Annotated in this window: 25 protein-coding genes and 1 tRNA gene; 11 read left to right on the top strand and 15 right to left on the bottom strand. The window is 74.5% G+C overall.

The annotated features are described in order from the left end of the window. Nucleotides 1-80: 80 nt before the first annotated feature. Genes BLU55_RS15615 through BLU55_RS15595 form a run of 5 tightly spaced genes read right to left on the bottom strand, consistent with a single transcriptional unit; the run spans nucleotide 81 to nucleotide 5,083 of the window. Nucleotides 81-1,097: a siderophore-interacting protein gene (locus BLU55_RS15615; protein WP_231916908.1), complete on the bottom strand. Its 1,017-nt coding sequence runs from the start codon at nucleotides 1,095-1,097 to the stop codon at nucleotides 81-83. Continuing rightward, nucleotides 1,094-1,942 carry an ABC transporter ATP-binding protein gene (locus BLU55_RS15610; RefSeq protein WP_091731546.1) on the bottom strand — a complete coding sequence of 283 codons (849 nt, stop codon included), beginning with the start codon at nucleotides 1,940-1,942 and terminating at the stop codon, nucleotides 1,094-1,096. Before BLU55_RS15610 ends, BLU55_RS15615 begins: the two co-directional genes overlap by 4 nt. Beyond that, a complete protein-coding gene (locus tag BLU55_RS15605) occupies nucleotides 1,942-3,015 on the bottom strand; it encodes a FecCD family ABC transporter permease (protein WP_231916907.1) in 1,074 nt (357 codons plus the stop codon). Before BLU55_RS15605 ends, BLU55_RS15610 begins: the two co-directional genes overlap by 1 nt. Continuing rightward, complete coding sequence (locus BLU55_RS15600; RefSeq protein ID WP_091731544.1) at nucleotides 3,012-4,052, bottom strand: FecCD family ABC transporter permease; 1,041 nt, start codon at nucleotides 4,050-4,052, stop codon at nucleotides 3,012-3,014. The genes BLU55_RS15605 and BLU55_RS15600 overlap by 4 nt, the downstream gene beginning before the upstream one ends. After that, complete coding sequence (locus tag BLU55_RS15595) at nucleotides 4,049-5,083, bottom strand: iron-siderophore ABC transporter substrate-binding protein (protein ID WP_091731542.1); 1,035 nt, start codon at nucleotides 5,081-5,083, stop codon at nucleotides 4,049-4,051. The genes BLU55_RS15600 and BLU55_RS15595 overlap by 4 nt, the downstream gene beginning before the upstream one ends. Nucleotides 5,084-5,208: 125 nt before the next feature. On the opposite strand from BLU55_RS15595, the gene dcd reads away from it, so the two are divergent. The 4 genes from dcd to BLU55_RS15575 all read left to right on the top strand — a co-directional run bounded on the left by dcd (nucleotide 5,209) and on the right by BLU55_RS15575 (nucleotide 7,377). Then, a complete protein-coding gene (gene dcd / locus BLU55_RS15590; protein ID WP_091731540.1) occupies nucleotides 5,209-5,784 on the top strand; it encodes a dCTP deaminase in 576 nt (191 codons plus the stop codon). Between the two features lie 4 nt (nucleotides 5,785-5,788). Beyond that, nucleotides 5,789-6,583, top strand: a complete 795-nt coding sequence (locus tag BLU55_RS15585; RefSeq protein WP_091731537.1) for an SGNH/GDSL hydrolase family protein — start codon at nucleotides 5,789-5,791, stop codon at nucleotides 6,581-6,583. A 41-nt stretch (nucleotides 6,584-6,624) separates the two neighbouring features. Continuing rightward, nucleotides 6,625-6,700: transfer RNA gene (locus BLU55_RS15580), tRNA-Gly, on the top strand. After that, entirely contained in the window at nucleotides 6,700-7,377 is a 678-nt protein-coding gene (locus BLU55_RS15575; protein ID WP_091731535.1) for a DUF2461 domain-containing protein, read from the top strand. Before BLU55_RS15580 ends, BLU55_RS15575 begins: the two co-directional genes overlap by 1 nt. Nucleotides 7,378-7,637: 260 nt before the next feature. On the opposite strand, the gene BLU55_RS15570 is transcribed toward BLU55_RS15575, so the two are convergent. Together BLU55_RS15570 and BLU55_RS15565 are read right to left on the bottom strand one after the other, a co-directional pair. Continuing rightward, on the bottom strand, nucleotides 7,638-8,726 hold the full coding sequence (locus BLU55_RS15570; protein WP_091731532.1) for a hypothetical protein: 1,089 nt from the start codon (nucleotides 8,724-8,726) through the stop codon (nucleotides 7,638-7,640). 87 nt (nucleotides 8,727-8,813) lie between these two features. Further along, nucleotides 8,814-9,272, bottom strand: a complete 459-nt coding sequence (locus tag BLU55_RS15565; protein WP_091731528.1) for an RrF2 family transcriptional regulator — start codon at nucleotides 9,270-9,272, stop codon at nucleotides 8,814-8,816. Nucleotides 9,273-9,517: 245 nt separating this feature from the next. Here BLU55_RS15565 and BLU55_RS15560 point away from each other — a divergent pair, with 245 nt between their 5' ends. The 7 genes from BLU55_RS15560 to BLU55_RS15530 all read left to right on the top strand — a co-directional run bounded on the left by BLU55_RS15560 (nucleotide 9,518) and on the right by BLU55_RS15530 (nucleotide 16,363). Next, nucleotides 9,518-11,398, top strand: a complete 1,881-nt coding sequence (locus BLU55_RS15560; RefSeq protein WP_091731525.1) for an acyl-CoA dehydrogenase — start codon at nucleotides 9,518-9,520, stop codon at nucleotides 11,396-11,398. A gap of 153 nt (nucleotides 11,399-11,551) precedes the next feature. Further along, the gene (locus BLU55_RS15555; protein WP_091731522.1) at nucleotides 11,552-11,779 is read left to right on the top strand and encodes a DUF6458 family protein; all 228 of its coding nucleotides are present in this window, start codon (nucleotides 11,552-11,554) and stop codon (nucleotides 11,777-11,779) included. A 64-nt stretch (nucleotides 11,780-11,843) separates the two neighbouring features. After that, nucleotides 11,844-12,716 carry a maleylpyruvate isomerase family mycothiol-dependent enzyme gene (locus BLU55_RS15550; RefSeq protein ID WP_091731519.1) on the top strand — a complete coding sequence of 291 codons (873 nt, stop codon included), beginning with the start codon at nucleotides 11,844-11,846 and terminating at the stop codon, nucleotides 12,714-12,716. Next, complete coding sequence (locus BLU55_RS15545) at nucleotides 12,713-13,741, top strand: SDR family NAD(P)-dependent oxidoreductase (RefSeq protein WP_091731517.1); 1,029 nt, start codon at nucleotides 12,713-12,715, stop codon at nucleotides 13,739-13,741. The genes BLU55_RS15550 and BLU55_RS15545 overlap by 4 nt, the downstream gene beginning before the upstream one ends. After that, on the top strand, nucleotides 13,738-14,241 hold the full coding sequence (locus BLU55_RS15540; protein ID WP_231916906.1) for a GNAT family N-acetyltransferase: 504 nt from the start codon (nucleotides 13,738-13,740) through the stop codon (nucleotides 14,239-14,241). The genes BLU55_RS15545 and BLU55_RS15540 overlap by 4 nt, the downstream gene beginning before the upstream one ends. Nucleotides 14,242-14,290: 49 nt before the next feature. After that, the gene (locus tag BLU55_RS15535; protein WP_091731514.1) at nucleotides 14,291-15,292 is read left to right on the top strand and encodes an NAD-dependent epimerase/dehydratase family protein; all 1,002 of its coding nucleotides are present in this window, start codon (nucleotides 14,291-14,293) and stop codon (nucleotides 15,290-15,292) included. 186 nt (nucleotides 15,293-15,478) lie between these two features. Further along, the gene (locus BLU55_RS15530; protein WP_091731512.1) at nucleotides 15,479-16,363 is read left to right on the top strand and encodes a hypothetical protein; all 885 of its coding nucleotides are present in this window, start codon (nucleotides 15,479-15,481) and stop codon (nucleotides 16,361-16,363) included. Here the strand turns inward: BLU55_RS15530 and BLU55_RS15525 are convergent. From BLU55_RS15525 to pdhA, 8 genes are all read right to left on the bottom strand, one after another. Further along, complete coding sequence (locus BLU55_RS15525) at nucleotides 16,356-17,159, bottom strand: hypothetical protein (RefSeq protein WP_197681016.1); 804 nt, start codon at nucleotides 17,157-17,159, stop codon at nucleotides 16,356-16,358. The two genes, BLU55_RS15530 and BLU55_RS15525, sit on opposite strands and share 8 nt — an antisense overlap. Next, nucleotides 17,156-18,118: an ABC transporter ATP-binding protein gene (locus BLU55_RS15520; protein ID WP_091731509.1), complete on the bottom strand. Its 963-nt coding sequence runs from the start codon at nucleotides 18,116-18,118 to the stop codon at nucleotides 17,156-17,158. Before BLU55_RS15520 ends, BLU55_RS15525 begins: the two co-directional genes overlap by 4 nt. Nucleotides 18,119-18,234: 116 nt before the next feature. Then, the gene (locus tag BLU55_RS20065; protein ID WP_269457923.1) at nucleotides 18,235-18,360 is read right to left on the bottom strand and encodes a hypothetical protein; all 126 of its coding nucleotides are present in this window, start codon (nucleotides 18,358-18,360) and stop codon (nucleotides 18,235-18,237) included. Further along, nucleotides 18,357-19,208 (bottom strand): DUF4097 family beta strand repeat-containing protein, encoded by an 852-nt coding sequence (locus BLU55_RS15515; protein WP_091731506.1) that lies wholly within the window; start codon nucleotides 19,206-19,208, stop codon nucleotides 18,357-18,359. The genes BLU55_RS20065 and BLU55_RS15515 overlap by 4 nt, the downstream gene beginning before the upstream one ends. 107 nt (nucleotides 19,209-19,315) lie before the next feature. Next, nucleotides 19,316-19,861: a toxin-antitoxin system HicB family antitoxin gene (locus tag BLU55_RS15510; RefSeq protein ID WP_091731504.1), complete on the bottom strand. Its 546-nt coding sequence runs from the start codon at nucleotides 19,859-19,861 to the stop codon at nucleotides 19,316-19,318. Between the two features lie 179 nt (nucleotides 19,862-20,040). Beyond that, nucleotides 20,041-21,603 carry a dihydrolipoamide acetyltransferase family protein gene (locus BLU55_RS15505; RefSeq protein WP_091731501.1) on the bottom strand — a complete coding sequence of 521 codons (1,563 nt, stop codon included), beginning with the start codon at nucleotides 21,601-21,603 and terminating at the stop codon, nucleotides 20,041-20,043. 26 nt (nucleotides 21,604-21,629) lie between these two features. Further along, entirely contained in the window at nucleotides 21,630-22,610 is a 981-nt protein-coding gene (locus BLU55_RS15500; protein ID WP_091731499.1) for an alpha-ketoacid dehydrogenase subunit beta, read from the bottom strand. Beyond that, complete coding sequence (gene pdhA / locus BLU55_RS15495; protein ID WP_091731497.1) at nucleotides 22,607-23,764, bottom strand: pyruvate dehydrogenase (acetyl-transferring) E1 component subunit alpha; 1,158 nt, start codon at nucleotides 23,762-23,764, stop codon at nucleotides 22,607-22,609. The genes BLU55_RS15500 and pdhA overlap by 4 nt, the downstream gene beginning before the upstream one ends. Nucleotides 23,765-23,925: the final 161 nt, after the last annotated feature.

Below are 23,925 nucleotides of genomic sequence, written 5' to 3'. Positions count from 1 at the left end.
GGGCAGAACTGCCCGTTCGTGCCCGACATGTCCGACCCCGCGGGCAGTTTCCCCGGTCGACCGGGGAAACTGCCCCCCGCCTACGACTGCATCGCCACCCCCCGCCGCCAGTACCCCATGAAGGCGACCTGGCGGCGGTCGACGCCGACTTCGCGGACGAGGGCGCGGCGCAGGCGGGTGACCATGGTGGACTCGCCGGCGATCCAGGCGAAGACGCCGTCGAGGGGGCCCGACGCGGGGTTGTGGGCCTGGGTCGCGACCTCCTCGCCGGAGCTCGAGAACGCCGGGGTCTCCCACAGGTCGGGGTCGACCTCGACGTGGTCGTCGCCGGGCGCGGAGGCGGGCAGGCCGAGGCACTCGCGGACGGCGGGCACCAGCCGGGCGCCGACGTCGCGGTGGCCACGGACCAGCCAGCGGACCTCGACTCCGGGCGGCGCGGGCAGGTCCTGGATGTCCAGGGCGTCGGGGACCTCGAGGAACGCCGTGCCCGTCACTGCGCAGCCGAGGCCGGCGAGGATGCCGGCGACGGCGGGCACGGCCGTCTCGTCGCCGACCAGCAGCAGCGAGGTCGCCGCGCCGGGGGTGAACTCGATGCCGCCGAACGGCACGCCGCGGCGCGGGGCCACCAGCACGATCCTCATCCCCGGGCGGGCGCGCAGCGCCCAGCCGCCGCCGGGCCCGGCCAGGCCGTCCTCGTGGACCACGAAGTCGACGACGAGGCGGGTGTCGGCGCCGTACCCCTGCACGTCGCGGACGGTGTAGGTGCGCATGTGGCCGCGCTGCTCGGGCGGGAGCGCACGCCAGCCGGCGTACCAGTCGGCGCCGACCCCCTCGACCGACGGCACGACGCCGTGCTCCTCGGGGAGCACCAGCTTGATGCGCTGGTCGAGCCAGGGGCCGTCCACGCCGAGGTCGGCGAGGTCGCCGGCGAAGCAGACCCGGACGTACGACGGCGACAGGCGCGTGACCTCGACCGCCTCGACCGTGGTCAGCACCATCGGCAGCGCGGCCTCCCCGGCCGCCCCGGAGGTGGTCGGGGAGGCCGGCTGGGAGTCGGTCCGGTCGGTGGTGGTGGTGTCGGCGGGTGCGGTGCTCATGCGGGGACCTCCTGGGTCCGGTGGCGGGCGGCGCGTCCCAGCGGGACGACCATGGGCGTGCCGGTGACGGGGTCGTCGACGACGCGGCAGCCCATGCCGAAGACCTCGCTGACGCAGGCCTCGGTGATGACCTCGGCGGGGGGCCCGGCCGCGACCACGCGGCCCTCGCGCATCGCGACGAGGTGGTCGGCGTACCGCGCGGCGAGGTTGAGGTCGTGCAGCACCATCACGACGGTCGTTCCGCGGACCTCGTTGAGCTCGGCGAGCAGGTCGAGGACCTCGACCTGGTGGGCGACGTCGAGGTACGTCGTGGGCTCGTCGAGCAGCAGCAGCTCGGTCTGCTGGGCCAGCGCCATCGCGATCCAGACCCGCTGGCGCTGGCCCCCCGAGAGCTCGTCGACCAGGCGCTCGGCCAGGTCGAGCGTGTCGGTCAGCCGCAGCGCCTCGGCGACGGCCGCCTCGTCGGCCGACGACCAGCGCCGCAGCGCACCCTGGTGGGGGTGGCGCCCGCGACCGACGAGGTCGACGACGCTGACCCCCTCGGGCGTGACCGGGTCCTGCGGCAGCAGGCCGAGGGCGCGGGCCACCTGGCGCGAGGGCAGCGAGGCGATCGCCTGGCCGTCGAGCAGCACCGCGCCGGAGCTGGGCCGCAGCAGCCGGGCCATCCCGCGCAGCAGCGTCGACTTGCCGCAGGCGTTGGCGCCGACGATGACGGTGACCCGCCCGTCGGGGACGGCGGTGGTGAGGCCGGAGACGACCGGGCGGTCGCCGTACCCCAGCGTCACGTCCTCGGTGCGCAGCCGCGACCCGGAGGGGCGGGCGTCGTGGAGGGGCAGGGCGTCCATCAGGACCTCCGGGAGGTGCGGCCGGTGGCCAGCAGCCACAGCAGGAAGGGGGCACCGACGGCGCCGGTGACGACGCCGACGGGGAAGTTCACGTCCGGCACGGCGTACGCCGCGACGTGGTCGGCCGCGACGACGATGATCGCGCCGACCAGCCCGGCGCCGACCAGCGTGGTGCGGCCGCCGTTGAGCGCCCGCGCGATCGGCCCGGCGAGGAAGGCCACGAACGAGACCGGTCCGGCCGCCGCGACCCCGAGACCGACGAGCAGCACGGCCACGAGCAGCAGCAGGTCGGCCCGCCGCGGGGGCACGCCGAGCCCGGCGGCGGCGTCGTCCCCGAGCTCGGAGACCCGGGCCGAGCGCGCGAGCACCACCAGCACCGGCACCACCAGCAGGAGCAGAAGCGACAGCACGCGGATGGTGGGCCAGTCGACGCGGTTGAGGCTGCCGATCAGCCACTGCAGCACGATCTGGGTGTCCCACTCGTCGGCGCGGGTGAACAGGTACTGCACCACCGAGTAGAGCCCGGCGCTCAGCGCGACCCCGACGAGCACCAGCCGGGTGCCGGCGTGCGCGCCGACCAGCAGCCGCACCCCCACCGAGACGCCCACGGCGCCGAGCACCGCGGCGACGGCCAGCCACGCGCCCCGCTGGTCGAGCACCACGATGGTGAACACCGCGGTCGTGCTGGCCCCGACGCTCACGCCGACGACGTCGGGGCTGGCCAGCGGGTTGCGCAGCGTGGTCTGGAAGATGGCGCCGCCGACCCCGAACGCCGCCCCGACGAGCACGCCGAGCACCGCCCGGGGCAGCTTGCTCTCCATGAGGATGTACGACGCCCCGGGGATCTCGGTGCCGGTGACGATCCGGACCACGTCGGGCAGCGTGACGATGAAGTCGCCGAGCGTGATCCGCACCAGGAAGACCGTGACCAGCAGCGCGGAGAGGAACGCCACGACCAGGCGCGTGCGCCGCTGCGGCCGGCGTCGCGCCCGGCGCACCACCTCCCGCGGGTCGGCGGCAGGAGGGGCGGAGGGGCTCGCGACGGCCGCGCGGGGGCTCAGCACGGTGCTCACAGCGCCCCGATCCGGCCGCGACGCACGAGGTGGAGGAAGACGGGGACGCCCACGACGGCGCTCATGATCCCGACCTGGACCTCGCCCGGCGGCAGCACCAGGCGGCCGACCGTGTCGGCGGCGACGACCAGCACCGCGCCGAAGCCCAGGCTCAGCGGCAGCACCAGGCGGTAGTCGGGCCCGACCAGGGCGCGGACGCCGTGCGGGACGATCAGCCCGACGAAGGCGATCGGTCCGGCCAGCGCGACGGCGGCCCCCGAGAGCAGCACTGCCGCCACGCCCACCACGAGCCGGTCGCGCACCAGGTGGCGACCCAGCCCGCGGGCGAGGTCGTCGCCGAGGGCCAGGGCGTTGAGGGTCCGGGCGCAGGCGAGCCCGAGCACGGCCCCCACGACGAGGAAGGGCAGCCCGATGAGCAGCACCTCGTCACCGCGGCCGGCCACGGTGCCGACCTGCCAGAGCCGGAACGACTCGATGGTCTTGCGGTCGACGAGGAGCAGCCCCGAGACCCAGCTGGTGACGGCCGCCGTGAGCGCGGCCCCGGCGATGGCGACCTTGACGGGGGTGGCGCCGCCGCGGCCTGCCGAGGCGATGGCGTGGACCAGCACGAGGGCGGTCGCCGCCCCCGCGAAGGCGGCCCAGACGTAGACGCGGATGTCGGAGACGCCCAGGACCGAGATCGCCACCACCATGGCCAGGGAGGCCCCGGCGTTGACGCCGAGGACGCCGGGGTCGGCGAGCGGGTTGCGGGTCAGGCCCTGCATCAGCGCGCCGACCAGGCCCAGGGCGCCGCCGACGGTGAGCCCGAGCAGGGTCCGGTCGAGCCGCACGGCGGCGATCTCGTGGGTCGGGCTGGAGGGGTCGAGCAGCGAGCCGGGCCCGATCCAGCGGGCGCCGAGCAGCACCGAGGCCACCGAGACGACGACCAGGCCCACCACCAGCACGGCCACGGCGACGGCCGGCGAGGTGCGCAGCCGCCCCTCCGGGCGCGCGGGGCTCCCGGAGGGGGCGACCGGCGTCGCCGTGCGGACGCTCACGAGCCCTGGACGGCCTTGCTGACCTCGGGCACGAACTCGTCGATGATGAACGGGATCGACAGCGGGGTCGGGTTGGTGACCGCCATCGCCACCTGCTTGTCGGCCTCGGCGTAGGCGTGGCCGCCGGCGATGGCCGGGACCTGGCCGACCAGCTTGTCCCGGGCGAACTTCTCCATGTCCGCGGGCGACTCGGCCCAGGTCAGGAAGACGTCGGACTCCAGCTCGGGGGCCTTCTCGGCCGAGACGGTGGAGTAGAACTCGCCGGGCTTGATCGCGTCGCCGACCGCCGGGGCGTCCTCGAGGCCGAGGTCGTGCATGAAGGAGACCCGCGGGTCCTGCGGGGCGTAGATGCCGATCGTCGACAGGTCGGTGGTGGCGACGTAGCCGAAGATCATCGACGCGCCCTGGAGGTCGGGGTTGTCCTCCTTGGCCTGGTCGATCTCCTCCCCGACCTGCGCGGCGACCTCCTCGGCCTGCGAGGTGCGTCCGAGCGCCTCGCCGACGGTCTCGAGCGAGGTCTGCCACGGCGTCGTCCACGGGGCCTCGGGGTAGGCCACGACCGGGGCGATCTTGGAGAGCTTCTCGTACTCCTGCTCGGTGATCCCGGAGTTCGTGGCCAGGATCAGGTCGGGCCGCGTCTGGGCGACCTCCTCGATCGGGGCACCGTCGGCGTCGTCGTAGCGCACCGGGGCCTCGCCGCCGAGCTCCTCGACGGCCGCGTCGAACCAGTCCGAGCTCCCGGTGTCGTTGCCGCCCCAGGTCAGCTTGGTCGCGCCGACCGGCACCACCCCGAGCGACACGGCGACGTCCTGGTCGGCCCAGCCGAGGGTGGCCACGCGCTCGGGCTCCTCGGTGAGGGTGGTCTCGCCGAACGCGTGCTGGATCGTCACGGGGTAGGCGTCGGCGTCGGTCTCGGTGGTGGCGCTGGAGGCCGCGGCGTCGCCGCCGTCCTCGGTCGAGCCGGTCGAGCAGCCGCTGAGGGCGAGCGCTCCGAGACCGGCGGCCAGGGCGAGGTGCCGCAGTCGCTTCATCAGGGTGTTCCTTCGGGAAGGGGGTCGGGGTCAGGTAAGCCTTGGCTTACTTAGGGCACCCTAATCTGCCCCCACGGCCCGGACGCAAGGGGTGCCCCCGACCCGGCTGGGTTAGGTTGGCGCCCGTGCTGCTCTCCGACCGCGACATCCTCGCCGAGATCGACCAGGGACGGATCGCGCTCGACCCGTACGACGCGGCGATGATCCAGCCCTCCAGCATCGACTTCCGGCTCGACCGCTACTTCCGGGTCTTCGAGAACCACCGCTACCCCCACATCGACCCGGCGGCCGACCAGTCCGACCTCACCCGCGAGGTGGTGGCCGAGGGCGAGGAGCCGTTCATCCTGCACCCGGGCGAGTTCGTGCTCGGCTCGACGTACGAGACCGTCACGCTGCCCGACGACGTCGCCGCCCGCGTCGAGGGCAAGTCGTCGCTGGGCCGCCTCGGCCTGCTCACCCACGCGACCGCCGGCTTCGTCGACCCCGGGTTCAGCGGCCACGTCACCCTCGAGCTGGCCAACGTCGCGACGCTGCCGATCAAGCTCTACCCCGGCATGAAGATCGGTCAGCTGTGCTTCTTCCGGCTCTCCTCCCCGGCGCAGCACCCCTACGGCTCGGCGAAGTACGGCTCGCGCTACCAGGGCCAGCGCGGCCCCACGCCGTCGAAGTCGTTCGCGAACTTCCACCGCACCCAGATCTGAGCGGATGACCCTGCAGCGCTACGTCGCCCTGGGCGACTCCTTCACCGAGGGCGTGGGCGACCACGACCCGGCGCGGCCCCACGGCCTGCGCGGCTGGGCCGACCGGGTCGCCGAGGTGCTCGAGGCCGAGGCGCGCTCCGAGGGGCTCGACTTCGGCCACGCCAACCTCGCGATCCGCGGCCGCAAGCTGCTGCCGATCCTGGCCGAGCAGCTCGAGCCGGCCCTGGCGATGGCGCCCGACCTGGTGACGATCCACGCCGGCGCCAACGACGTGCTGCGGCCCCGGGTGGACCTCGACGGTCTCGCTGCGGCGTACGACGAGGGCGTCGGCCGGCTCGCCGCGACCGGCGCCCGGGTGGTCGTCTTCACCATCTGGGACCCGGGCGGCTCGGGCATCTACGGCCCCCTGCGCGGCCGGATGGCGGTCTTCAACGAGCACGTCCGCGAGATCAGCGACCGCCACGGCACCGCGCTGGTCGACATGTGGCGGATGCGCGACCAGCCGGTCTCCGAGCTCATGGACACCGACCGGATGCACCTCAACGCCCGCGGCCACGACGCCATCGCCCGGGCCGTGCTCGCGGCCCTCGGCGTGGGCCACGCGATGCCGCCGCCGGAGCCGTTCGTGGCACCGTCGCTGTCGCGGCGCGAGCAGCTGCGCGCGGACGCCGCGTGGACGCGGGAGTTCCTGGTGCCGTGGGTGCACCGACGCCTGACCGGCCGCTCCTCGGGCGACGGCCTGGCCCCGCGCCGGCCCACCCTCGCACCGGTGCTGACCCCGGCCGACCGGGTCGGGTAGCCTTCCCTGCGGCGGCTCCCCTCGCGTGCGAGGACCGCCACGCGGATGTAGCTCAGTTGGTAGAGCGCGACCTTCCCAAGGTCGATGTCGCGAGTTCGAGTCTCGTCATCCGCTCCATGTCACCCTCACCCGCCCCCGCCGCTGCGTCCGGGCCGGTCCCGGTCGGCTTCCCCGAGGCCGCGCTCGACTTCTACGACGACCTCGAGCTCGACAACACGCGCTCCTACTGGGAGGCGCACCGCCACGTGTACGACGCCGCGGTCCGGGCGCCGATGCTGGCCCTCACCGAGGCGCTCGCGCCGGAGTTCGGCGCCGCGAAGGTCTACCGGCCCCACCGCGACGTGCGCTTCTCCAAGGACAAGACGCCCTACAAGGACCACCAGGGCGCCTTCGTCGCGGCCGGTCCCTCCACCGGCTTCTACGTCCAGGTCGGCGCGCCCGGCGTGCGCGTCGGGGCGGGTTTCTACCACGCCTCCAGCCCCGACCTGGCCCGGATCCGCACCGCCATCGACGTCGACCACTCCGGCCGCGAGCTGGAGCGGATCGTCGGGGGCCTGGTCGCCGAGGGCTTCGAGGTGCACGGCGAGAAGCTCAAGACCACCCCCCGCGGCTACGACCGCGACCACCCCCGCCTGGAGCTGCTGCGCCACAAGTCGCTCGCCCTGGGTCGCCCCTACGGCTTCGAGCCGTGGATCCACACCCCGGACCTGCTCGAGCACGTCCGCGACGACTGGCGCCGCCTGCGCCCCCTCATCGATTGGCTCACCACCCGCCTGGGAGCCCTCGGCAGCTGAGCCCGACCCTCCGGGCCCTGAGGTAGGACGAGGTCCTGTCTCGAAGGGGCCCCCGGTCCCTGAGGAAGGACGGAGTCCTGTCTCGAAGGGCCCCTCGGTCCCTGAGGAAGGACGAAGTCCTGTCTCGAAGGGCCCCTCGGTCCCTGAGGAAGGACGAAGTCCTGTCTCGAAGGGCCCCTCGAGACGGTCGCCAGGGCGACCTCCTCGGGGACCGAGCCGTCCGCGCCCCTCGCGGGGGCGACCTCCTCGGAGACCGAGCGTCAGGCGGTGGCCCGGGCGGCGCGCTTCCACTTGCGGCGCTTGCGGTCGAGGCGGTCGTTGTCGGCCTCGAGCTCGGCGACGCGCAGGCGCAGGGCGGAGTTGTCGGCGAGGGCCTCCCCGAGGGCGTCGACGGTGACGCCCAGCTGGTCGCGGGGACCCGGCAGCGGGGTGGGGTCGGCGTCGTCGAGCAGCGCCGACAGGTCGCCGCGGACGTCGTGGCCGGCGGCGGCGAGCCCGGTGCGCCAGCGGGCCACGAGCGGGGCCAGGGCCGACGTGGCGACCGTGGGCATCATCGCCCGCTCGGGGTCGGCGGCCGTCCCGGGGCGCACGGGGGCGGCGAGCAGGTCGGAGGTCGCGCGGGCCAGCGGGGCCTCGAGCTGGCGGTTGACGGTGCGCAGGACGGCCACGCCCGCGGGATCGGCGTACGCCGGGACGTGCGCGGGCAGCGCCGCCCGCAGCTGCGGCGTGGCGCGGGCGACGTCGAGGAAGGCCTCCCACTGGACGGCCGGGTCGGGGTCGACGACGACGTGCAGCCGGTCGGCGTGGAAGGTCCAGCCCCAGCGGGCGAGCAGCGAGGCCAGCTCGTGACCGGCCCAGAACGCCTCGGCCTGGCGGTGGCTGCGCTCGCCGCCGGTGGCGTGGTCGAGGACGCGGGCGGCGTACTTCTGCCAGCTGGTGGTGCGCCCGGCGCGGAGCTCGGCCAGCCAGGCGCCGTACAGCTGGGACGAGAAGGTGTCGAGCGAGACGACGAGGTGGACCTCGATGCCGATCAGCGGGTCGAGCGCGAGCCGCAGCTGGTCCTTGTCGGCCACCCCGAGGTCGGGGGTGGACAGCAGCGAGACGCCACGGTGGGCCCAGACCCGGTCGCAGATCCGCGCCCAGCGGCCCTCGACGTCGCGGCGACGCAGGTCGGCGTCGCGGTGGGTGCGCAGCAGCTCGTGGGTGGCGTGCGCCGCCTCCTCGGCGTCCGCGACCACCGGCAGGCCGGCCGCGGCGAGCGCGTCGGCGTGGTGGTCGAGGTTGGCCGGCAGCACGAGCCGGGCGGCCTGCGGGAGCCCGATGTGCCAGATCAGGGTGCGTCGAGACATGCACCCAGGGTGGACGGGCGCGACGACCCCCGCGTGAACACGGGGTGAAGCCGCGTCAGCGGCCCGCCCGCAGGTCTGCGAGCCGGCTCAGTGCGGCTGCCAGGCGTCCTCGTCGCGGGTGCGGACCTCGACCTCGTCGGGCAGCGACCGCGCGGCGAGCGCCTCGATGGTGACGTTCTCGAACACGTCGCGCAGCGCGCTGCGGGCCGCGATCCAGACGTGCTGGAGGATCTGCGCCGACTCGTTGTAGGAGACCGCCTCGGGCCGCAGGCCGTAGACGCTGACCAGCGGGCCGTCGACGGCCCGGATCACGTCGGCCACGGTGATGTCGGCGGACCGGCCGGCGAGCCGCCAGCCACCCGACTGGCCCCGCTGGCTGACGACCAGGCCGGCCCGGCGCATGTCGGCGAGGATGGCCTGCAGGAACCCGTGGGGGATCTCCTGCAGCTTGCCCAGCTCCTCCGCGCTGACGGGCCGGCTGTCGTCACGGTGGGCGATCTCGATGAGCGCCCGGAGGGCGTAGTCGGCTTTGGCGGAGACGCGCATGGCCCAAGTTTGGCAGATCGATCGTCTTGGCCGAGCTGATCGAGTTGGTCGTCCTTGTCCGCGGACGCTTCCGGACCCCTCCGCGGGCGGGTTTCGCCCTGCGGGCAGGGCGAAAGTCCGCCACGCGCCATCTGGGCGGTTCGCTTGCGCGGAGCGTCGGCGCGGCGGATACTTATGTTACTGGCTGGTAGAACCGGTCGGTAGCACCTCCCGACGACGGGTCCCCAGAACGAGAAGGTGGGTCAGTGAGCCACTACAAGACCAACATGCGCGACATCGAGTTCAACCTCTTCGAGGTGCTCGGCCGGGACGAGGTCCTGGGCCAGGGCCCGTTCGAGGCGATCGACGGCGAGACCGCGCGCTCCATCCTGGGCGAGGTCGAGCGGCTGGCGCGCGAGGACCTCGCGGCGTCGTACGAGGACAGCGACCGCAACCCGCCCGTCTTCGACCCCGAGACCCACACCGCCCCCGTGCCCGCGAGCTTCAAGAAGAGCTACGAGGCGTGGCGCGACGCGGAGTACTGGCGGCTGCAGCTCAGCGAGGAGCTCGGCGGCACCCCCGCGCCGGCCAGCCTGATCTGGGCCCTGGGCGAGATGGTGCTCGGCGCCAACGCCCCCATCTGGATGTACGGCGCCGGCCCGGCCTTCGCGGGCATCGTGCACCGCAACGGCAACGACCGCGACAAGCAGATCGCCCAGCACATCGTGGACCGCCAGTGGCACACCACGATGGTGCTCACCGAGCCCGATGCGGGCTCCGACGTGGGCGCCGGTCGCACCAAGGCCACCCCCAACGACGACGGCACCTGGAACATCACCGGCGTCAAGCGCTTCATCACCTCGGCCGAGAGCGACCTGACCGAGAACATCATCCACCTCGTGCTGGCCCGCCCCGCGGGCGTCGAGGGCGTCGGTGGTCCCGGCACCAAGGGCCTGAGCCTGTTCATCGTGCCGAAGACCCACTTCGACGTGGAGTCCGGCGAGCTGACCGGCGAGCGCAACGGCGTCTACGTCACCAACGTCGAGCACAAGATGGGCATCAAGGTCTCCAACACCTGCGAGGTCACCTTCGGCGACCCGTCGGTCGGCGGCGGCGAGCCCGCCCGCGGCTGGCTGCTCGGCGAGGTGCACGACGGCATCGCGCAGATGTTCCAGGTGATCGAGAACGCCCGCATGATGGTCGGCTCCAAGGCGATCGCGACGCTCTCGACCGGCTACCTCAACGCGCTGGAGTTCGCCAAGACCCGCGTCCAGGGCGCCGACCTGACCCGCGCGGCCGACAAGACGGCCCCCCGCGTCACCATCACCCACCACCCCGACGTGCGCCGCTCGCTGATGGTGCAGAAGTCCTTCTCCGAGGCGATGCGCTCGCTGGTGCTCTACACCGCCTCCTGGCAGGACCGGGTCCAGCTGGCCGAGCACCGCGGCGAGACCGACGAGCTGGCGATGCGGGTCAACGACCTGCTGCTGCCGATCGTCAAGGGCTACGGCTCGGAGCGCTCGTGGACCCTGCTCGGCACGGAGTCGCTGCAGACCTTCGGCGGGTCCGGCTTCCTCGCGGAGTACCCCCTCGAGCAGTACGTCCGCGACGCCAAGATCGACACCCTCTACGAGGGCACCACCGCGATCCAGGGCCAGGACTTCTTCTTCCGCAAGATCGTCAAGGACCAGGCCGTCGCGCTGGGCCACCTCGCCGGCGAGATCGAGGCGTTCCTCACCAGCGAGGCCGGCAACGGCCGGCTCAAGAACGAGCGCGGGCTGCTGGGCCAGGCGCTGCAGGACGCCCAGGCGCTGGTCGGCCTCATGATCAACACCCTGATGAGCGCCGACGAGTCGGCCGAGGGCGGCGACATCCGCAACATCTACAAGGTGGGGCTCAACACCTCCCGCCTGCTGATGGCGCTGGGCGACGTGGTGTGCGCGTGGCTGCTGCTGCGCGGCGCCGAGGTGGCGCTGCACGCGCTCGACGCGGGCGGCCACGGCCCGAAGGACACGGCGTTCTACGAGGGCAAGATCGCGGCCGCGCAGTTCTTCGCGCAGCACAACCTGCCGCGGCTGAGCGCCGAGCTCGCCATCGCCGAGGCGACCGACCTGTCGCTGATGGACCTCGACGAGGCGGCCTTCTAGCCCGCGGCTCCCACCCGCACCGGGCCCGTCCTCCTCCGGGAGAGCGGGCCCGCGGCCGTCGTACGCCCGGTTTCGGCGCATGGCGGGGGTCGCGATGGGGCACACTCCGAGCAGCCCCTGCTCCAGGCGGGCACACACACGAAGGAGATCGTCATGGGAATCGGACTCGGAATCGTCCTGCTGCTGGTGGGCCTGATCTTCGCGTTCGGCGTCATCGACCTGCCGGCCAGCGTCGACAACGCCATCGCCACCGAGACGCTCGGCTGGATCCTCATCGTCGTGGGCGCCCTGGCCATCGTGCTGGCCCTGGTGATGAACGCCCAGCGCAGCCGCACCACCACCCGCGTCGAGCACGACCGCACCGACGGCCCGCGCTACTGACGCCCTGCACCTGACGACCCGCTCCGCCTGCCCGGCGGGGCGGGTCGCCTCGTATCTTGGGCCCATGACCTCCCCCCGGACCCCTGCGGACGTCCCGGCAGACCCGCCGTCCGGCACCCCCGCCGGGGCCGACCCCGACCTGTGGCAGCTGGTGGAGACCTGGCGCGGCGCCTGTGCCGACCTCGTGGCGCTGGTCCGCGACCTCGACCCCGCGGTGGCCGACCTGCCGACCGACCTGCCCGGCTGGTCGGTGCGCGACAACGTCGCCCACACCGCCCACCTCGAGGCGGTCCTGGCCGGGACGCCCGAGGAGACGATCGAGGTCGCGCCCGCGCCGCACCTGCGCGGCGCGATGGGCCTCTACACCGAGGCCGGGGTGCTGGCCCGTCGTGACCGGAGCCTGGCCGAGCTGGCCGACGAGCTCGAGACCGCCGTCGCGACCCGGCACGCCGCCCTGGTCGCCGACCCGCCCCGCGACCCCGCCGCTCCCGCCCCCAAGGCACCCGCCGACGCCGGGTGGCCCCACGGCCTGCTGCTGCGCAACCGGCCCTTCGACGTCTGGCTCCACGACCAGGACGTGCGCCGCGCCGTCGGCCGCCCGGGCGGCTACGACACCCCGGCGGCCGCGCTCGCCCTGCACGTCCTGGGCCTGGGCCTGCCCATGGTCGTCGGCAAGCGGGTCGCACCGCCGCCGGGCACCACCGTGCGCGTGGTCGTCCCCGAGGCGGGCCGCACCTGGACGGTCGCGGTCGGGCAGGACGGCCGGGCCGCGCCGGGGGCCGACGACGTGCCCGCCACCACGACCGTGACGCTCAGCCCCGAGGACTTCGTGGTGCTGGGGGCCGGCCGACGACCGCCCGCGGCCACCCGCCCGGTCGTCGAGGGCGACGCCGAGGTCGCCGAGCGGCTGCTCGCCTCGATGGCGATCACCCCGTGAGCGACGAGCTCGGCTCGGGTCCGGACGGTCGGGGCGGTGGCGGCCGGCGCGGCTGGTCGCCCGACGAGGTCCCCGACCTGGCGGGTCGTCGCGCCCTGGTCACCGGCGCGACCGGCCCCACCGGCCGCGAGGTGGTGCTCACCCTGGCCCGTCACGGCGCCGAGGTCGTGGTGGCCGACCGCGACCTCGACCAGCTGGCGGCCCTGGTCCGCACCGTCGACGCCGACGAGCAGGTGCAGCGCCGCGGCACCGCCCGCCCGGTCGCGCTGCGGCTCGACCTGGCCGACCTCGACTCGGTCCGCGACGGGGCCGAGGAGGTGGGCCGGCAGGTGTCCGACCAGGTCGGTGGGGCCGCGCTCGACCTGCTGGTGCTCGACGAGGGCCACCGCGACCGCTCGGCCAGCACCACGGCCGACGGCTTCGACGCCGCGCTGGCGGCCCGCTTCCTGGGCCCGTTCGCGCTGGTCGGCCGGCTGCTCCCGCTGCTGACGGCCGCGCGGTCGGGCCGCGTGGTCACCGTCGTCAGCCCGACGCACAAGCTGGCCCGCGAGCTGTCCGCCGACGACCTGGCCGGCGGCGCCCACGGCGCGCTGGAGCGGCGCACCGCCTGGGCGGCCCCGGCCGAGGCCGCCCTGGCCGGCCTGCTGCTGGCCCTGGAGCTGGACCGCCGCGCCCGCGACCAGCGCGTCGGGTCGCTGCGCAGCGTGGCCGCGCTCGCCGGGCTCGACGCCTCCTCGGCGCTCGACCAGGCCGACGGCCTGCGGCAGCGCGTCCGCCGCGGCCCGAGCATCCTGCAGGCCGCCCTGGGCGCGGTCGAGCAGCGCAGCGCGCTGGCGCCCTGGCCGGTGCTGATGGCCGCCACGGCCGACCTGCCCGGCGGCACCGTCGTGGGACCGGGCGGACCGCTCGGCCTCAACGGCGGTGCCCGCATCGTGAACCCCCCGCGCACCGCGCGCGACCGCGAGCTGCGCGCGCAGCTGTGGACCCAGGCCGAGGAGGCCACCGACGTGAGGTACCTGTCGTGAGCGACCTGCGGCTGCGGCCGATCACCCCCGCCGACCACGCCGACGTGCTCGCGCTCAACGAGCGCCACGTCGAGCTGCTCGCCCCGCTCGACGAGCCCCGGCTGGTGCAGCTGCTCGGCTGGGCCGACCGGGCGCTGGTGCTCGACGTCGACGGCCGGTTCGCCGGCTTCGTGCTCACCTTCACCGACGGGTCGGCGTACGACGGGGAGAACTTCGGGTGGTTCTCCGAGCGCCACGACCACCTGGCCTACCTCGACCGGGTCGTGATCCACGACGACTTCCGGCGACGGGGCCTCGCGACCGCGCTGTACGACGACCTCGAGGCCGCCACCGACCGCCCGGTGCTGGCCCTGGAGGTCAACCTCGACCCGCCCAACGAGCCGTCGCTGGCCTTCCACCGCGCCCGCGGCTACGTCGAGGTCGGGCATCGCGAGTCCGGCGGCCACCTGGTCTCGATGATGGTCAAGGACCTGTCGGCGCCGACCGACGACCCGGCCTGAGACGCAGCGGGAGGTTGTGCCCGACGCCCTGACCAGGAAGGTTGTCCCCATGAAGCTGCTGGTGCTGGGAGGGACGCTGTTCCTGTCGCGGGCCGTGGCGGCCGAGGCCGTCGCCCGGGGCCACGAGGTCACGTGCGCGGCGCGCGGGCGCTCGGGCGAGGTCCCGGAGGGCGCGAGTCTGGTCTGCCTCGACCGCGACCGGCCCGACTGGGCGGGTCTCGACGACGACTGGGACGCCGTCGTCGACGTCGCGCGCTCGCCCCGCTGGGTCCGCGAGGCGCTCGAGCAGCTGGCCGGCCGCGCGCCGCACTGGACCTTCGTCTCGACCATCAGCGTGTACGCCGACACCACCACCCGCCACGGCACCCCCGACACCCTGCCGCTGCTCGAGGCGGCCCACGACGAGGCCGAGCAGGACACCCCGGAGGCGTACGGCGCGGCCAAGGTCGCCTGCGAGGAGCTCGTCCGCGAGCGGGCCGAGGAGGCGCTCGTGGTGCGCCCCGGGCTCATCGTCGGGCCCGGTGACCCGACCGGGCGCTTCAGCTACTGGCCCGAGCGGCTGGCCGAGGGCGGCGACGTCCTGGCCCCCGACTCCCCCGACCGCGACACCCAGCTGATCGACGTGCGCGACCTGGCGGCCTGGCTGGTCGGCTGCGCCGAGCAGCGGCGCACCGGCACCTACGACGCCACCGGCTACGTCACCACCCTGGGCGAGCTGCTCGAGGACGTGCAGCGCGGCGTCGAGGACGTCGGCACCCGCGGGCCGGCCACGCTCTACTGGGCCGCGCCCGCCTTCCTGCGCCGCCACCACGTCGAGCCGTGGGCCGGTCCACGCTCGCTGCCGCTGTGGCTGCCCGAGGAGGCCGCCGGCCTGGTCACCCACGACGTGGGCGCCGCCCACGAGGCCGGTCTCACCACCCGACCGATCGCCGAGACCGCCGCGGACACCCTGCGCTGGCTGCGCTCGGAGCAGGGCCGCGCCACCGTGACCGGCATGACCCGTGCCGAGGAGCAGGACCTGCTCGACGACTGGCACACGATCACCGGCTGACCGCCCGCCCACCGGTCCACCTGCGGCTCCCACCTGACCGCCGCCTGACTCCCCGCTCGGGCCCCGGCCGTGGTCTGGTCCAGGCGGTTTCCGGACTGCCCGGTCCCGCACGCGTGCGCCATGATCCGGTGGGCTCCCCCGTGGCCCACCCGGCCGTCCCGTCCGACGTCGAAGGAGCCCCGTGCCGTGCTGAAGCGTGTGCTGCGCCGCCTGCTGTCACCGCTGCTGGCGCTGGTCGTCGGACGGGCGGGTCGGGCCTACGTCACCGGCCGCACCCGCGACAGCGCGCTGCTGGTCGCGATGCGCCTGCTCGGGGCGGGGTACGCCGTGACGCTGGCCTACTGGGACTCCGGTGAGAGCCCTCGGCAGATCGAGGCCGAGGTGGCCGGGTGCATCGCCGCCCTCGCCGGCTGCGGGCGCGCCCCGCGGGTGGCGGTCAAGGCCCCGCAGCTCGGCTTCGACGCCGACGCGCTCGGCCGGCTCGCGACCCAGGCCCGCGAGGCCGGCGTCGGGCTGGTGCTCGACTCGCACGGCCCCGACGAGGCGACCCGCACCCTCGAGCTCGCCCGGGTGGTCCGCGACCACGGGGCCGACACCGGCGTGGCCGTCGCCGCCCGGTGGGACCGCAGCCCGGACGACGCGCGTGCCGCGGCGGCCGACGGGCTCGGCGTACGCGTCGTGAAGGGGCAGTGGGCCCAGCCCGGGCGGCGCGAGGACGACCCCCGGCTGCGGGAGGCCTGCGACCGGGTCCTGGCCGCCCTGCCCGCCGGGGCCGCCAGCATCGCCACTCACGACACCCGGCTGCTGGAGCGGGCCGTGGGCGACCACCGGCCCGCGGGCGTCGAGCTGCTCTTCGGCCTGCCCGCGCGCCGGGCCCTGGCGCTCGCCCGGCGGCACGACCTGCCGGTGCGCTTCTACGTGGCGTACGGCGCGCCCACGACCGGCTTCAGCCCCAGCGAGGTGCTGCGACGCCCCCGCCTGGGCCGCGACCTGGCTGGCGGGGCGGTGACCGCCGGCCTCAACCCGCGACGCCGCCTCGCCGAGGCGCTGCGCGGGGCGCGGGTCAGCTGACGTCGCGCCGGGTGGTCAGCAGCGACCCGATCCCGGCCAGCACCAGCGCCCACGCCGCGAGCGCGAGCGCGCCGGCCCACCACGACAGCCGCACGTCGTCGGGCGAGTTCTGGACGGCGTTCACGATCGCGCTGGTCGCCTGGCTGGGCAGGTACGGCGCCACGTGCTCGCGGCCGAAGTCCCAGGTGCCGAGCAGCAGCCCCAGCAGCGGCTCGACGATCCACGCGACCCCGACGCCGATGAGCAGCGCGGCCACCTGGTTGGGGATGAGGATGCCGACGCCGAGGCCGATCAGCGCCCACAGGCCCAGCACGAGCAGGCTGAGCGCGATGGTGCGCACCACCTCCGAGGACGGGAAGGCGTCCTGACCCCGGGCACCGAGCACCACCGCCCCCACGGAGACCGACCCCACCAGGCTGACCAGCCCGTAGCCGACGCCGATCACCAGCAGCGCCAGCACCTTGGCGACCATCGCCCGCCAGCGACGCGGCTGGGCCAGGAAGGTCGAGGTGATGGTGTGGTGGCGGTACTCCGCGCCGATCTGGATGACGCCGATCGTCAGCATCAGCAGGTAGCCGATGCTCAGGCCCCCGGTGTAGACGCTGTTGGCGACCTGGGTGGCGTCGCCCGTGGGGATGCCACCCGGACCGCCCTGGCCGGCCGCGTCGCCGGTCAGGACGATGCCGAACAGCAGCGCGAAGGCGGCGCCGGAGACCAGCACGCCCAGGGCCATCCCCCACCACAGCCGGGTGGTGAACAGCTTGAGCAGCTCGGCACGGACGCTGCGCGCGATCATGCGATCCCCCGTCCGGTCGTCGGGACGGCGTCCGGGGCGGGTGGTGCCCCCGCCTGGTTGCGGTTGGTGCCCTCGGTGAGCGAGAAGAACAGCTGCTCGAGGTCGGCACGCTGCGGGGTCAGCTCCCAGACCGGGAGGCCGGCGGCCAGCGCGGTGTCCCCGACCAGCCGCGGGTCGGCCGTGGTCGCCGAGAGGGCACCGTCGGGACCGGGCGTGGTGGCCACGCCCGCCGCCCCGAGAGCCCGGGCGAGGGCGTCGGGGTCGGAGGTGCGGACCAGCACGCTCGGCTCGCCCTGGAGCTCGGCCATGGTGCCCTGCCGGACCAGCCGTCCGTTGGCGATGATGACCACGTCGTCGGCGGTCTGGGCGACCTCCTGGAGCAGGTGGCTCGAGACCAGGACGGTCTTGCCCTGGTCGCGGCTCAGCATCCGCAGGAAGCCCCGCAGCCACCGGATCCCCTCGGGGTCGAGGCCGTTGGCCGGCTCGTCGAGCACCAGCACCGACGGGTCGCCCAGCAGCGCCGCAGCCAGCGCGAGCCGCTGCCGCATGCCCATCGAGTAGGCGCCGGCCCGGCGGCGCGCGAAGGCCGGGATGCCGGTCAGCTCGAGCAGCTCGTCGACCCGGGTGGTCGCGATCCCCGCCGTGGCGGCCAGCACCCGCAGGTGGTCCCGGCCCGAGCGGCCGGGGTGGAAGCTCGTCGCCTCGAGGGCCGCACCGACGGTGCCGAGGGGATCGGCGAGGTCGACGTACGCCTGGCCGTCGATGGTGACCCGGCCCGCCGTCGGCCGCACCAGACCCAGCGCCATCCGCAGCGTGGTCGTCTTGCCGGCGCCGTTGGGGCCCAGGAAGCCCGTGATGCGTCCGGGCTCCACCACGAAGCTCAGGTCGTCCACCGCGGTGAACCCACCGAACCTCTTGGTCAGCCCGCTGACCTCGACCCGTGCTCCTCGTCCCTCCACGTGCCCCTCCCCAGGTCCGCCCCGGCGTCCTCCCCGCCCGAGGTCTCCACACGGAGACCCTGGCACGAAGGCCGGGCGGGGCGCCAACCGGTGGCGTCCGTGCGGGTCGTCGTGGGCTAGCCGGTCCGGCGGCGGCTCGTGCGGGTGCCGGGCACCCAGCCGGGGCGTCGGCGACGGGCGGGCAGGTCCTCGGGCACCAGCCGCCGGGTCGGCCCGCCGGTCTCGAACATCGCCATGCTCATGCCGTCACCTGCTCGAGCCGGATGTCGCCGCTGACGGTGGTGGCCCGCACCTCGAGGTGGCCCTGGCCGGGCTCGGGGCGGCCGACGCTGTCGAGGGCGGAGCTGACGCGGCCGCTGACGGCCTGCAGGTCGGTCCACACCGGGGTGCCGGGAGGTACGCCGACCCGCAGGCCGCCCGAGACGGCGGTCGAGGTGATCGTCACGACGGTGGCGACCGCGTCGTCCCGGGGGCCGGCGTGGTCGACCCACTGCCGGCCGCTGGCGCTACTCAGCACGACGTCGGACTCGGCGCGCTCGACCCGCAGGTCGCCCGAGCCCGACTTGAGCGAGACGCGGCCGCGGGCGAGACCGAGGTGGACGTCGCCGGAGCCGGTCGTGACGGCGCTGGTGCCCTCGACCTCGCCGACCGAGACGTCGCCCGAGCCGCTCTTGACGCGCAGGTCGCCGCCCACGCGGTGCAGCCGCACGTCGCCGGACCCGCTGTCCACGGCGGCCGGGCCGTCCACCTGCTCGACCTCGACGTCGCCGGAGCCCGAGCGGAGCCGGACGAGCGCGTAGTCGCCCCGTGCCGTGGTGTCGGCCGACCCGGTCCTGGTCGAGAGCGAGCTGCCGGGCGGCAGGCCGACGCGGACGCGGTGGGCGTGGCTGGGCCCGAAGACGCCGCGACCGTGGGGGGCCACGACCGTGACCTGGTCGCCTGACTGCTCGACGACGAACTCCTCGGCGCGGGGGCCGGTCACCTCGACGGTGGTGGTCGCGGTGGTGCCGGTCGTCTCGGTGCGGAGGTCACCGCTGCCGAGCTCGACGTGCAGCTCGACCGGGTGGGGGGTCTCGAAGGTGTGGTGCATGGCGGTGCTCCCGTCGTGAGGGTGTGCTCGTCCGCGGCACCGCGTGGCGTGGGGCCGTGCCGTGTCGTGACAGGGGTGGGGGGGTGGGACCGGACGGACCCGGGGGGTCAGGTCCAGCCGGTCATGCGGCGCTGGCCGCGGGCGCGCCGCGATCCCGGGAAGCCGTCGAGGAACGGCACCTCGGGCAGGTCGACGTCGATGTGCAGGCCGGTGTCGCTGGTGGCCCGGCGCAGGGCCTGGACGATCCAGGTGTTGAGCGACTGGCCGGACCCGGCGGCGAGCTCCTCGGCGCGGGTCTTGACCGACTCGGGCAGCCGGAGCGTGATCCGGGCGGTGCCGCCGTCCACGTCGTCGTCGACCGCCGGGGGCGGCGGGGGCGCGGGCGGTGCCGGCGCGCTCGGCGGGACCGGCAGGTCCTGGTCGACCACGAAGTCGAGGTCACGGCCGACGAGCCGCACCTCGACCGAGCCCTCGCGCATCTCGGTGGTGATCTCGGAGGTCGCCTGCGACAGCGCCTCCATCAGGGTCAGGCGCACCGCCGGGTCCAGGGCCGAGGCGAGCCGCTCGGCGGCCGCCCGGGTCTGCTCGTCGGTGGCGGCGGCCGACCGCGCGAGGTCCTCGCGCAACCGGTCGACGAACGGGGTGATCTCCATGCGCACCACTGTGACACCACTGTGGTGTCACGTCAAGGGTCAGTGGTGTCACGGTGGTGTCGCGCGCGGCGAGGAATCGGTAGTCCGCGACGTTCGGCACCCCCCAGCGGGCTTCTGACATGCCGAACGTCGCGGACTACCCGTCTCTCGGGGGCAGGCGGACCCGGTGCCCGCGAGACCTAGAGGAGCAGGGCGTTGGCGGGGTCCTCCATGACCGAGGCGACGTCGGCGAGGAAGCGCGAGCCGGCCTGGCCGTCGACGTGGCGGTGGTCGAAGGACAGCGCCAGCGTGCACACGTCGCGGATCTCCAGCCGCTCGTCGGCGCCGGTGCCGACCACCCAGGGCTGCCGCCTGGTCGCGCCGAAGCACAGGATCGCGGACTCGCCCGGGTTGATGATGGGCGTGCCCGCGTCGACGCCGAAGACGCCGACGTTGGTGATGGTGAAGGTGCCGCCGCTCATCTCGGCCGGCTGGGTGCGGCCCTCGCGGGCGGTCGCGGTGAGCGCGGCCAGCGCCTCGGCGAGCTCGCGCAGCGAGAGCCGGTCGGCGTCCTTGACGTTGGGCACGACGAGCCCGCGCGGGGTGGCGGCGGCGATGCCGAGGTTGACGTAGGACTTGTAGACCACCTCCTGCGCCTGCTCGTCCCAGGTCGAGTTGATCTCGGGCGTGCGCCGCACGGCCAGCACGGCCGCCCGGGCCAGCATTAGCAGCGGGCTGACCTTGACGTCGCGGAACTCGCGGTGGCCACGCAGCCGCTCGACCAGCTCCGTGGTGCGCGTGACGTCGACGGTGATCCACTCGGTCACGTGGGGGGCGCTGAACGCCGACCGGACCATCGCCTGGCCCATCATCCTGCGCACGCCCCTGATCGGCTCGCGGACCTCGCGACCGGCCGGGACGTCGTGCGGACCGGCCGCCCCCGCGACCGGTTCGTACGACGTCCGCACGGCCGGCTCGCCGTCCGCACCCGCGCTGGCACGCGACGCCGCGGCCTGCACGTCGTCGCGGCTGACGGTGCCGTGGGGGCCGGTGGGCGCCAGCGAGGCCAGGTCGACGCCGAGGTCCCGGGCGAGCTTGCGCACGGGCGGCTTGGCCAGGGTCCGGGCGCGCTCCCCGGTCAGCGCCTGCGCCGGCACGAACGCGTCGGGCACCACCGGGGCGGGCGCCTCGCGGGCCGGCACGGCCGGCTCGTCGGACTCCACGACGTCGTCGGACTGGGCGCCGCCCTGCGAGAAGGCGCCCTGGAGCTGCATCTGGGTGGCCGCCGCGGACTCCGTGGCGGGCGAGGCGGAGCCCTTGCGGGGGCGGCGCACGGGGCCGCGGTCGGCCTTGTTGCGCCCGACCAGGCTCTCGCCCTCCCCGCCGCCGCTGGCGGCCGGGTTGGACAGGTCCATGTCGCTGAGGTCGACCCCTCGAGACGGTTGCCGAGGAGCCGACGAACGAGGCGTCTCGGAGGACGGTTGCTGCGCGACCTCCTCGGGGGCCGCGGTGACGGGACGCGCCCCGACCGGGTCGCCGATCGCGATGATCGGCACGCCGACGGGCACGGTGTCGCCCTCGGCGACGAGCAGGGCGGTGACCGTGCCGGCGTACGGCGAGGGCAGCTCGACCAGCGACTTCGCGGTCTCGATCTCCACCACGATGTCGTTGATGGCGACGGTGTCGCCCTCCTGGACCCGCCAGCTCACGATCTCGGCCTCGGTGAGGCCCTCGCCGACGTCGGGCAGCTTGAACTCGGACATGTCTCTCCTGTCGGGGGCTGGTCGGCTCAGAAGGCCAGCGAGCGGTCGACGGCGTCGAGGACGCGGTCGAGGTCGGGGAGGAAGTCCTCCTCGATGCGGCTCGCGGGGTACGGCGTGTCGAAGCCGCCGACCCGCAGCACCGGCGCCTCGAGCGAGTAGAAGCACTCCTCGGTGACGCGCGCGGCCACCTCGGCACCGAGGCCGAGGTTGACGTGGGCCTCGTGGCACACGACCAGCCGGCCGGTGCGGCGCACGGACTCCATCACCGGGCCCATGTCGAGCGGCGAGAGCGTGCGCAGGTCGATCACCTCGAGCGAGGTGCCGTCGTCCTCGGCGGCCGTCGCCGCGGCCATCGCGGTCTTGACCGTGGGTCCGTAGGCCACGACCGTCGCGTCGGTCCCGCGCCGCACCACCCGGCTGCTGAACAGCGGCTCGGGGGCCAGCGACTCGTCGAGCTCGGCCTTGTCGGCGTGGTACTGCCGCTTGGGCTCGAGGAAGATCACCGGGTCGTCGGAGGCGATCGCCTGCTGGATCATCCAGTAGCCGTCGACCGGGTTGGAGCACGCCACCACCTTGAGCCCGGGGGTGTGCGCGAACTGCGCCTCCGGGCTCTCGGAGTGGTGCTCGACCGCGCCGATGCCGCCGCCGAAGGGGATCCGGATGACCATCGGCATCGGGGAGCGGCCCTTGGAGCGGTAGTGCATCTTCGCGACCTGGCACACGATCTGGTCGTACGCCGGGTAGACGAACCCGTCGAACTGGATCTCCACGACCGGCCGGTAGCCCCGCAGCGCGAGCCCCACGGCCGTGCCGACGATGCCCGACTCGGCCAGCGGCGAGTCGATGACGCGGTCCTCCCCGAAGTCCTTCTGGAGGCCGTCGGTGATCCGGAAGACGCCGCCGAGCTTGCCGACGTCCTCGCCCATGACCAGGACCTTGGGGTCGTCCTCCATGGCCTTGCGCAGCCCGGCGTTGAGACCCTTGGCCAGGGTGATCTTCGTGCTCACGAGTGGCTCCCCTCGAAGGACTCGAGGTAGGCGGCGTAGCCCTCGCGCTGGCGGCGCAGCTCGTCGGTCTCCTCGGCGTAGACGTGGGCGAACAGGTCGAGCGGCTTCGGGTCGGGCAGCGCCTTGCAGCCCTCGCGGAGCCGGTGGCCGAGGTCGTCGGCCTCGGCCTTGAGGTCGGCCACGAACGCGTCGTCGACCAGGCCGTTGCGCCGCAGGTAGACCTCCAGGCGCGCGATCGGGTCCTTGAGCTTCCAGTGCTCGACGTCGTCGGAGAGCCGGTAGCGGGTGGGGTCGTCGGTCGTGGTGTGCGCGCCCATCCGGTAGGTGTAGGCCTCCACCAGGGTCGGGCCGCTGCCCTCGCGGGCGCGCTGCAGGGCGGCCTGCGTGACGGCGTACGTCGCCAGCACGTCGTTGCCGTCGACGCGCACGCCGGGGAACCCGAAGCCGAGCGCCCGCTGGTAGAGCGGGATCCGCGACTGCCGCTCGATCGGCTCCGAGATCGCCCACTGGTTGTTCTGGCAGAAGAACACGACGGGGGCGTTGTAGGACGCCGCGAAGATGAAGGCCTCGTTGACGTCGCCCTGGCTGCTGGCGCCGTCACCGAAGTGCGCCACCACGGCGGCGTCGCGGTCGGGGTCGCCGGTGCCGACCGCGCCGTCGCGCTGGATGCCCATGGCGTAGCCGGTCGCGTGCAGCGCCTGCGCGCCGATGACGATCGTGTAGAGCCCGAAGTTGTTCTCGCGCGGGTCCCACGCGCCGTGGTCGACGCCGCGGAAGAGCCCGAGCAGGTCGAGCGGGTCGACCCCGCGGCACCAGGCGACGCCGTGCTCGCGGTAGGTCGGGAAGACGTAGTCCTGGGGGCGCAGCGCCCGGCCGGCGCCGATCTGCGCGGCCTCCTGGCCCAGCAGCTGCGCCCAGATCCCGAGCTCGCCGTGTCGCTGCAGGGCGGTGGCCTCGGTGTCGATGCGGCGGGTCAGCACCATGTCGCGGTACATGCCGCGCAGCTGGTCGGCCGGGAAGTCGAGGTCGAACTCGGGGTGGTGCACGCGCTCCCCCTCGGGGGTCAGCAGCTGCACCAGGTCGGGGCCGCCGTCGCGCTGCGAGGGGCCGAAGACCTCGACGAGATCGGGTCCGAAGGCGGAGGGTTGACTCAACGCTTCACTCCTGTCTGGTGGAGACCGCGCGGGGTTGCCGCGGCGGCGTCGTGCTCGTCGCCGGCGGAGGGGTGGCCCGACGTGCGACGCAACAGTGACGCTCGTGTGACCGGGGCCACACGAGCAGCGTCAACGTACCGTGCCGCCCGTCGCGCCCGCCA

This window comes from Nocardioides scoriae, assembly GCF_900104965.1.
GTDB classification, from domain to species: Bacteria; Actinomycetota; Actinomycetes; order Propionibacteriales; family Nocardioidaceae; genus Marmoricola; species Marmoricola scoriae.
The sequence above is the reverse complement of the archived record's forward strand: the minus strand, read 5'-3'. Positions and strand labels throughout refer to the sequence as shown.

Bases quoted from the DNA above. Each gene is read 5' to 3' on its own strand.
- BLU55_RS15615 (WP_231916908.1), bottom strand. From the start codon at position 1,097: ATGAGCACCGCACCCGCCGACACCACCACCACCGACCGGACCGACTCC.
- BLU55_RS15610 (WP_091731546.1), bottom strand. From the start codon at position 1,942: ATGGACGCCCTGCCCCTCCACGACGCCCGCCCCTCCGGGTCGCGGCTG.
- BLU55_RS15595 (WP_091731542.1), bottom strand. From the start codon at position 5,083: ATGAAGCGACTGCGGCACCTCGCCCTGGCCGCCGGTCTCGGAGCGCTC.
- BLU55_RS15585 (WP_091731537.1), top strand. From the start codon at position 5,789: ATGACCCTGCAGCGCTACGTCGCCCTGGGCGACTCCTTCACCGAGGGC.
- BLU55_RS15575 (WP_091731535.1), top strand. From the start codon at position 6,700: ATGTCACCCTCACCCGCCCCCGCCGCTGCGTCCGGGCCGGTCCCGGTC.
- BLU55_RS15570 (WP_091731532.1), bottom strand. From the start codon at position 8,726: ATGTCTCGACGCACCCTGATCTGGCACATCGGGCTCCCGCAGGCCGCC.
- BLU55_RS15565 (WP_091731528.1), bottom strand. From the start codon at position 9,272: ATGCGCGTCTCCGCCAAAGCCGACTACGCCCTCCGGGCGCTCATCGAG.
- BLU55_RS15555 (WP_091731522.1), top strand. From the start codon at position 11,552: ATGGGAATCGGACTCGGAATCGTCCTGCTGCTGGTGGGCCTGATCTTC.
- BLU55_RS15550 (WP_091731519.1), top strand. From the start codon at position 11,844: ATGACCTCCCCCCGGACCCCTGCGGACGTCCCGGCAGACCCGCCGTCC.
- BLU55_RS15535 (WP_091731514.1), top strand. From the start codon at position 14,291: ATGAAGCTGCTGGTGCTGGGAGGGACGCTGTTCCTGTCGCGGGCCGTG.
- BLU55_RS15525 (WP_197681016.1), bottom strand. From the start codon at position 17,159: ATGATCGCGCGCAGCGTCCGTGCCGAGCTGCTCAAGCTGTTCACCACC.
- BLU55_RS20065 (WP_269457923.1), bottom strand. From the start codon at position 18,360: ATGAGCATGGCGATGTTCGAGACCGGCGGGCCGACCCGGCGGCTGGTG.
- BLU55_RS15515 (WP_091731506.1), bottom strand. From the start codon at position 19,208: ATGCACCACACCTTCGAGACCCCCCACCCGGTCGAGCTGCACGTCGAG.
- BLU55_RS15510 (WP_091731504.1), bottom strand. From the start codon at position 19,861: ATGGAGATCACCCCGTTCGTCGACCGGTTGCGCGAGGACCTCGCGCGG.
- BLU55_RS15505 (WP_091731501.1), bottom strand. From the start codon at position 21,603: ATGTCCGAGTTCAAGCTGCCCGACGTCGGCGAGGGCCTCACCGAGGCC.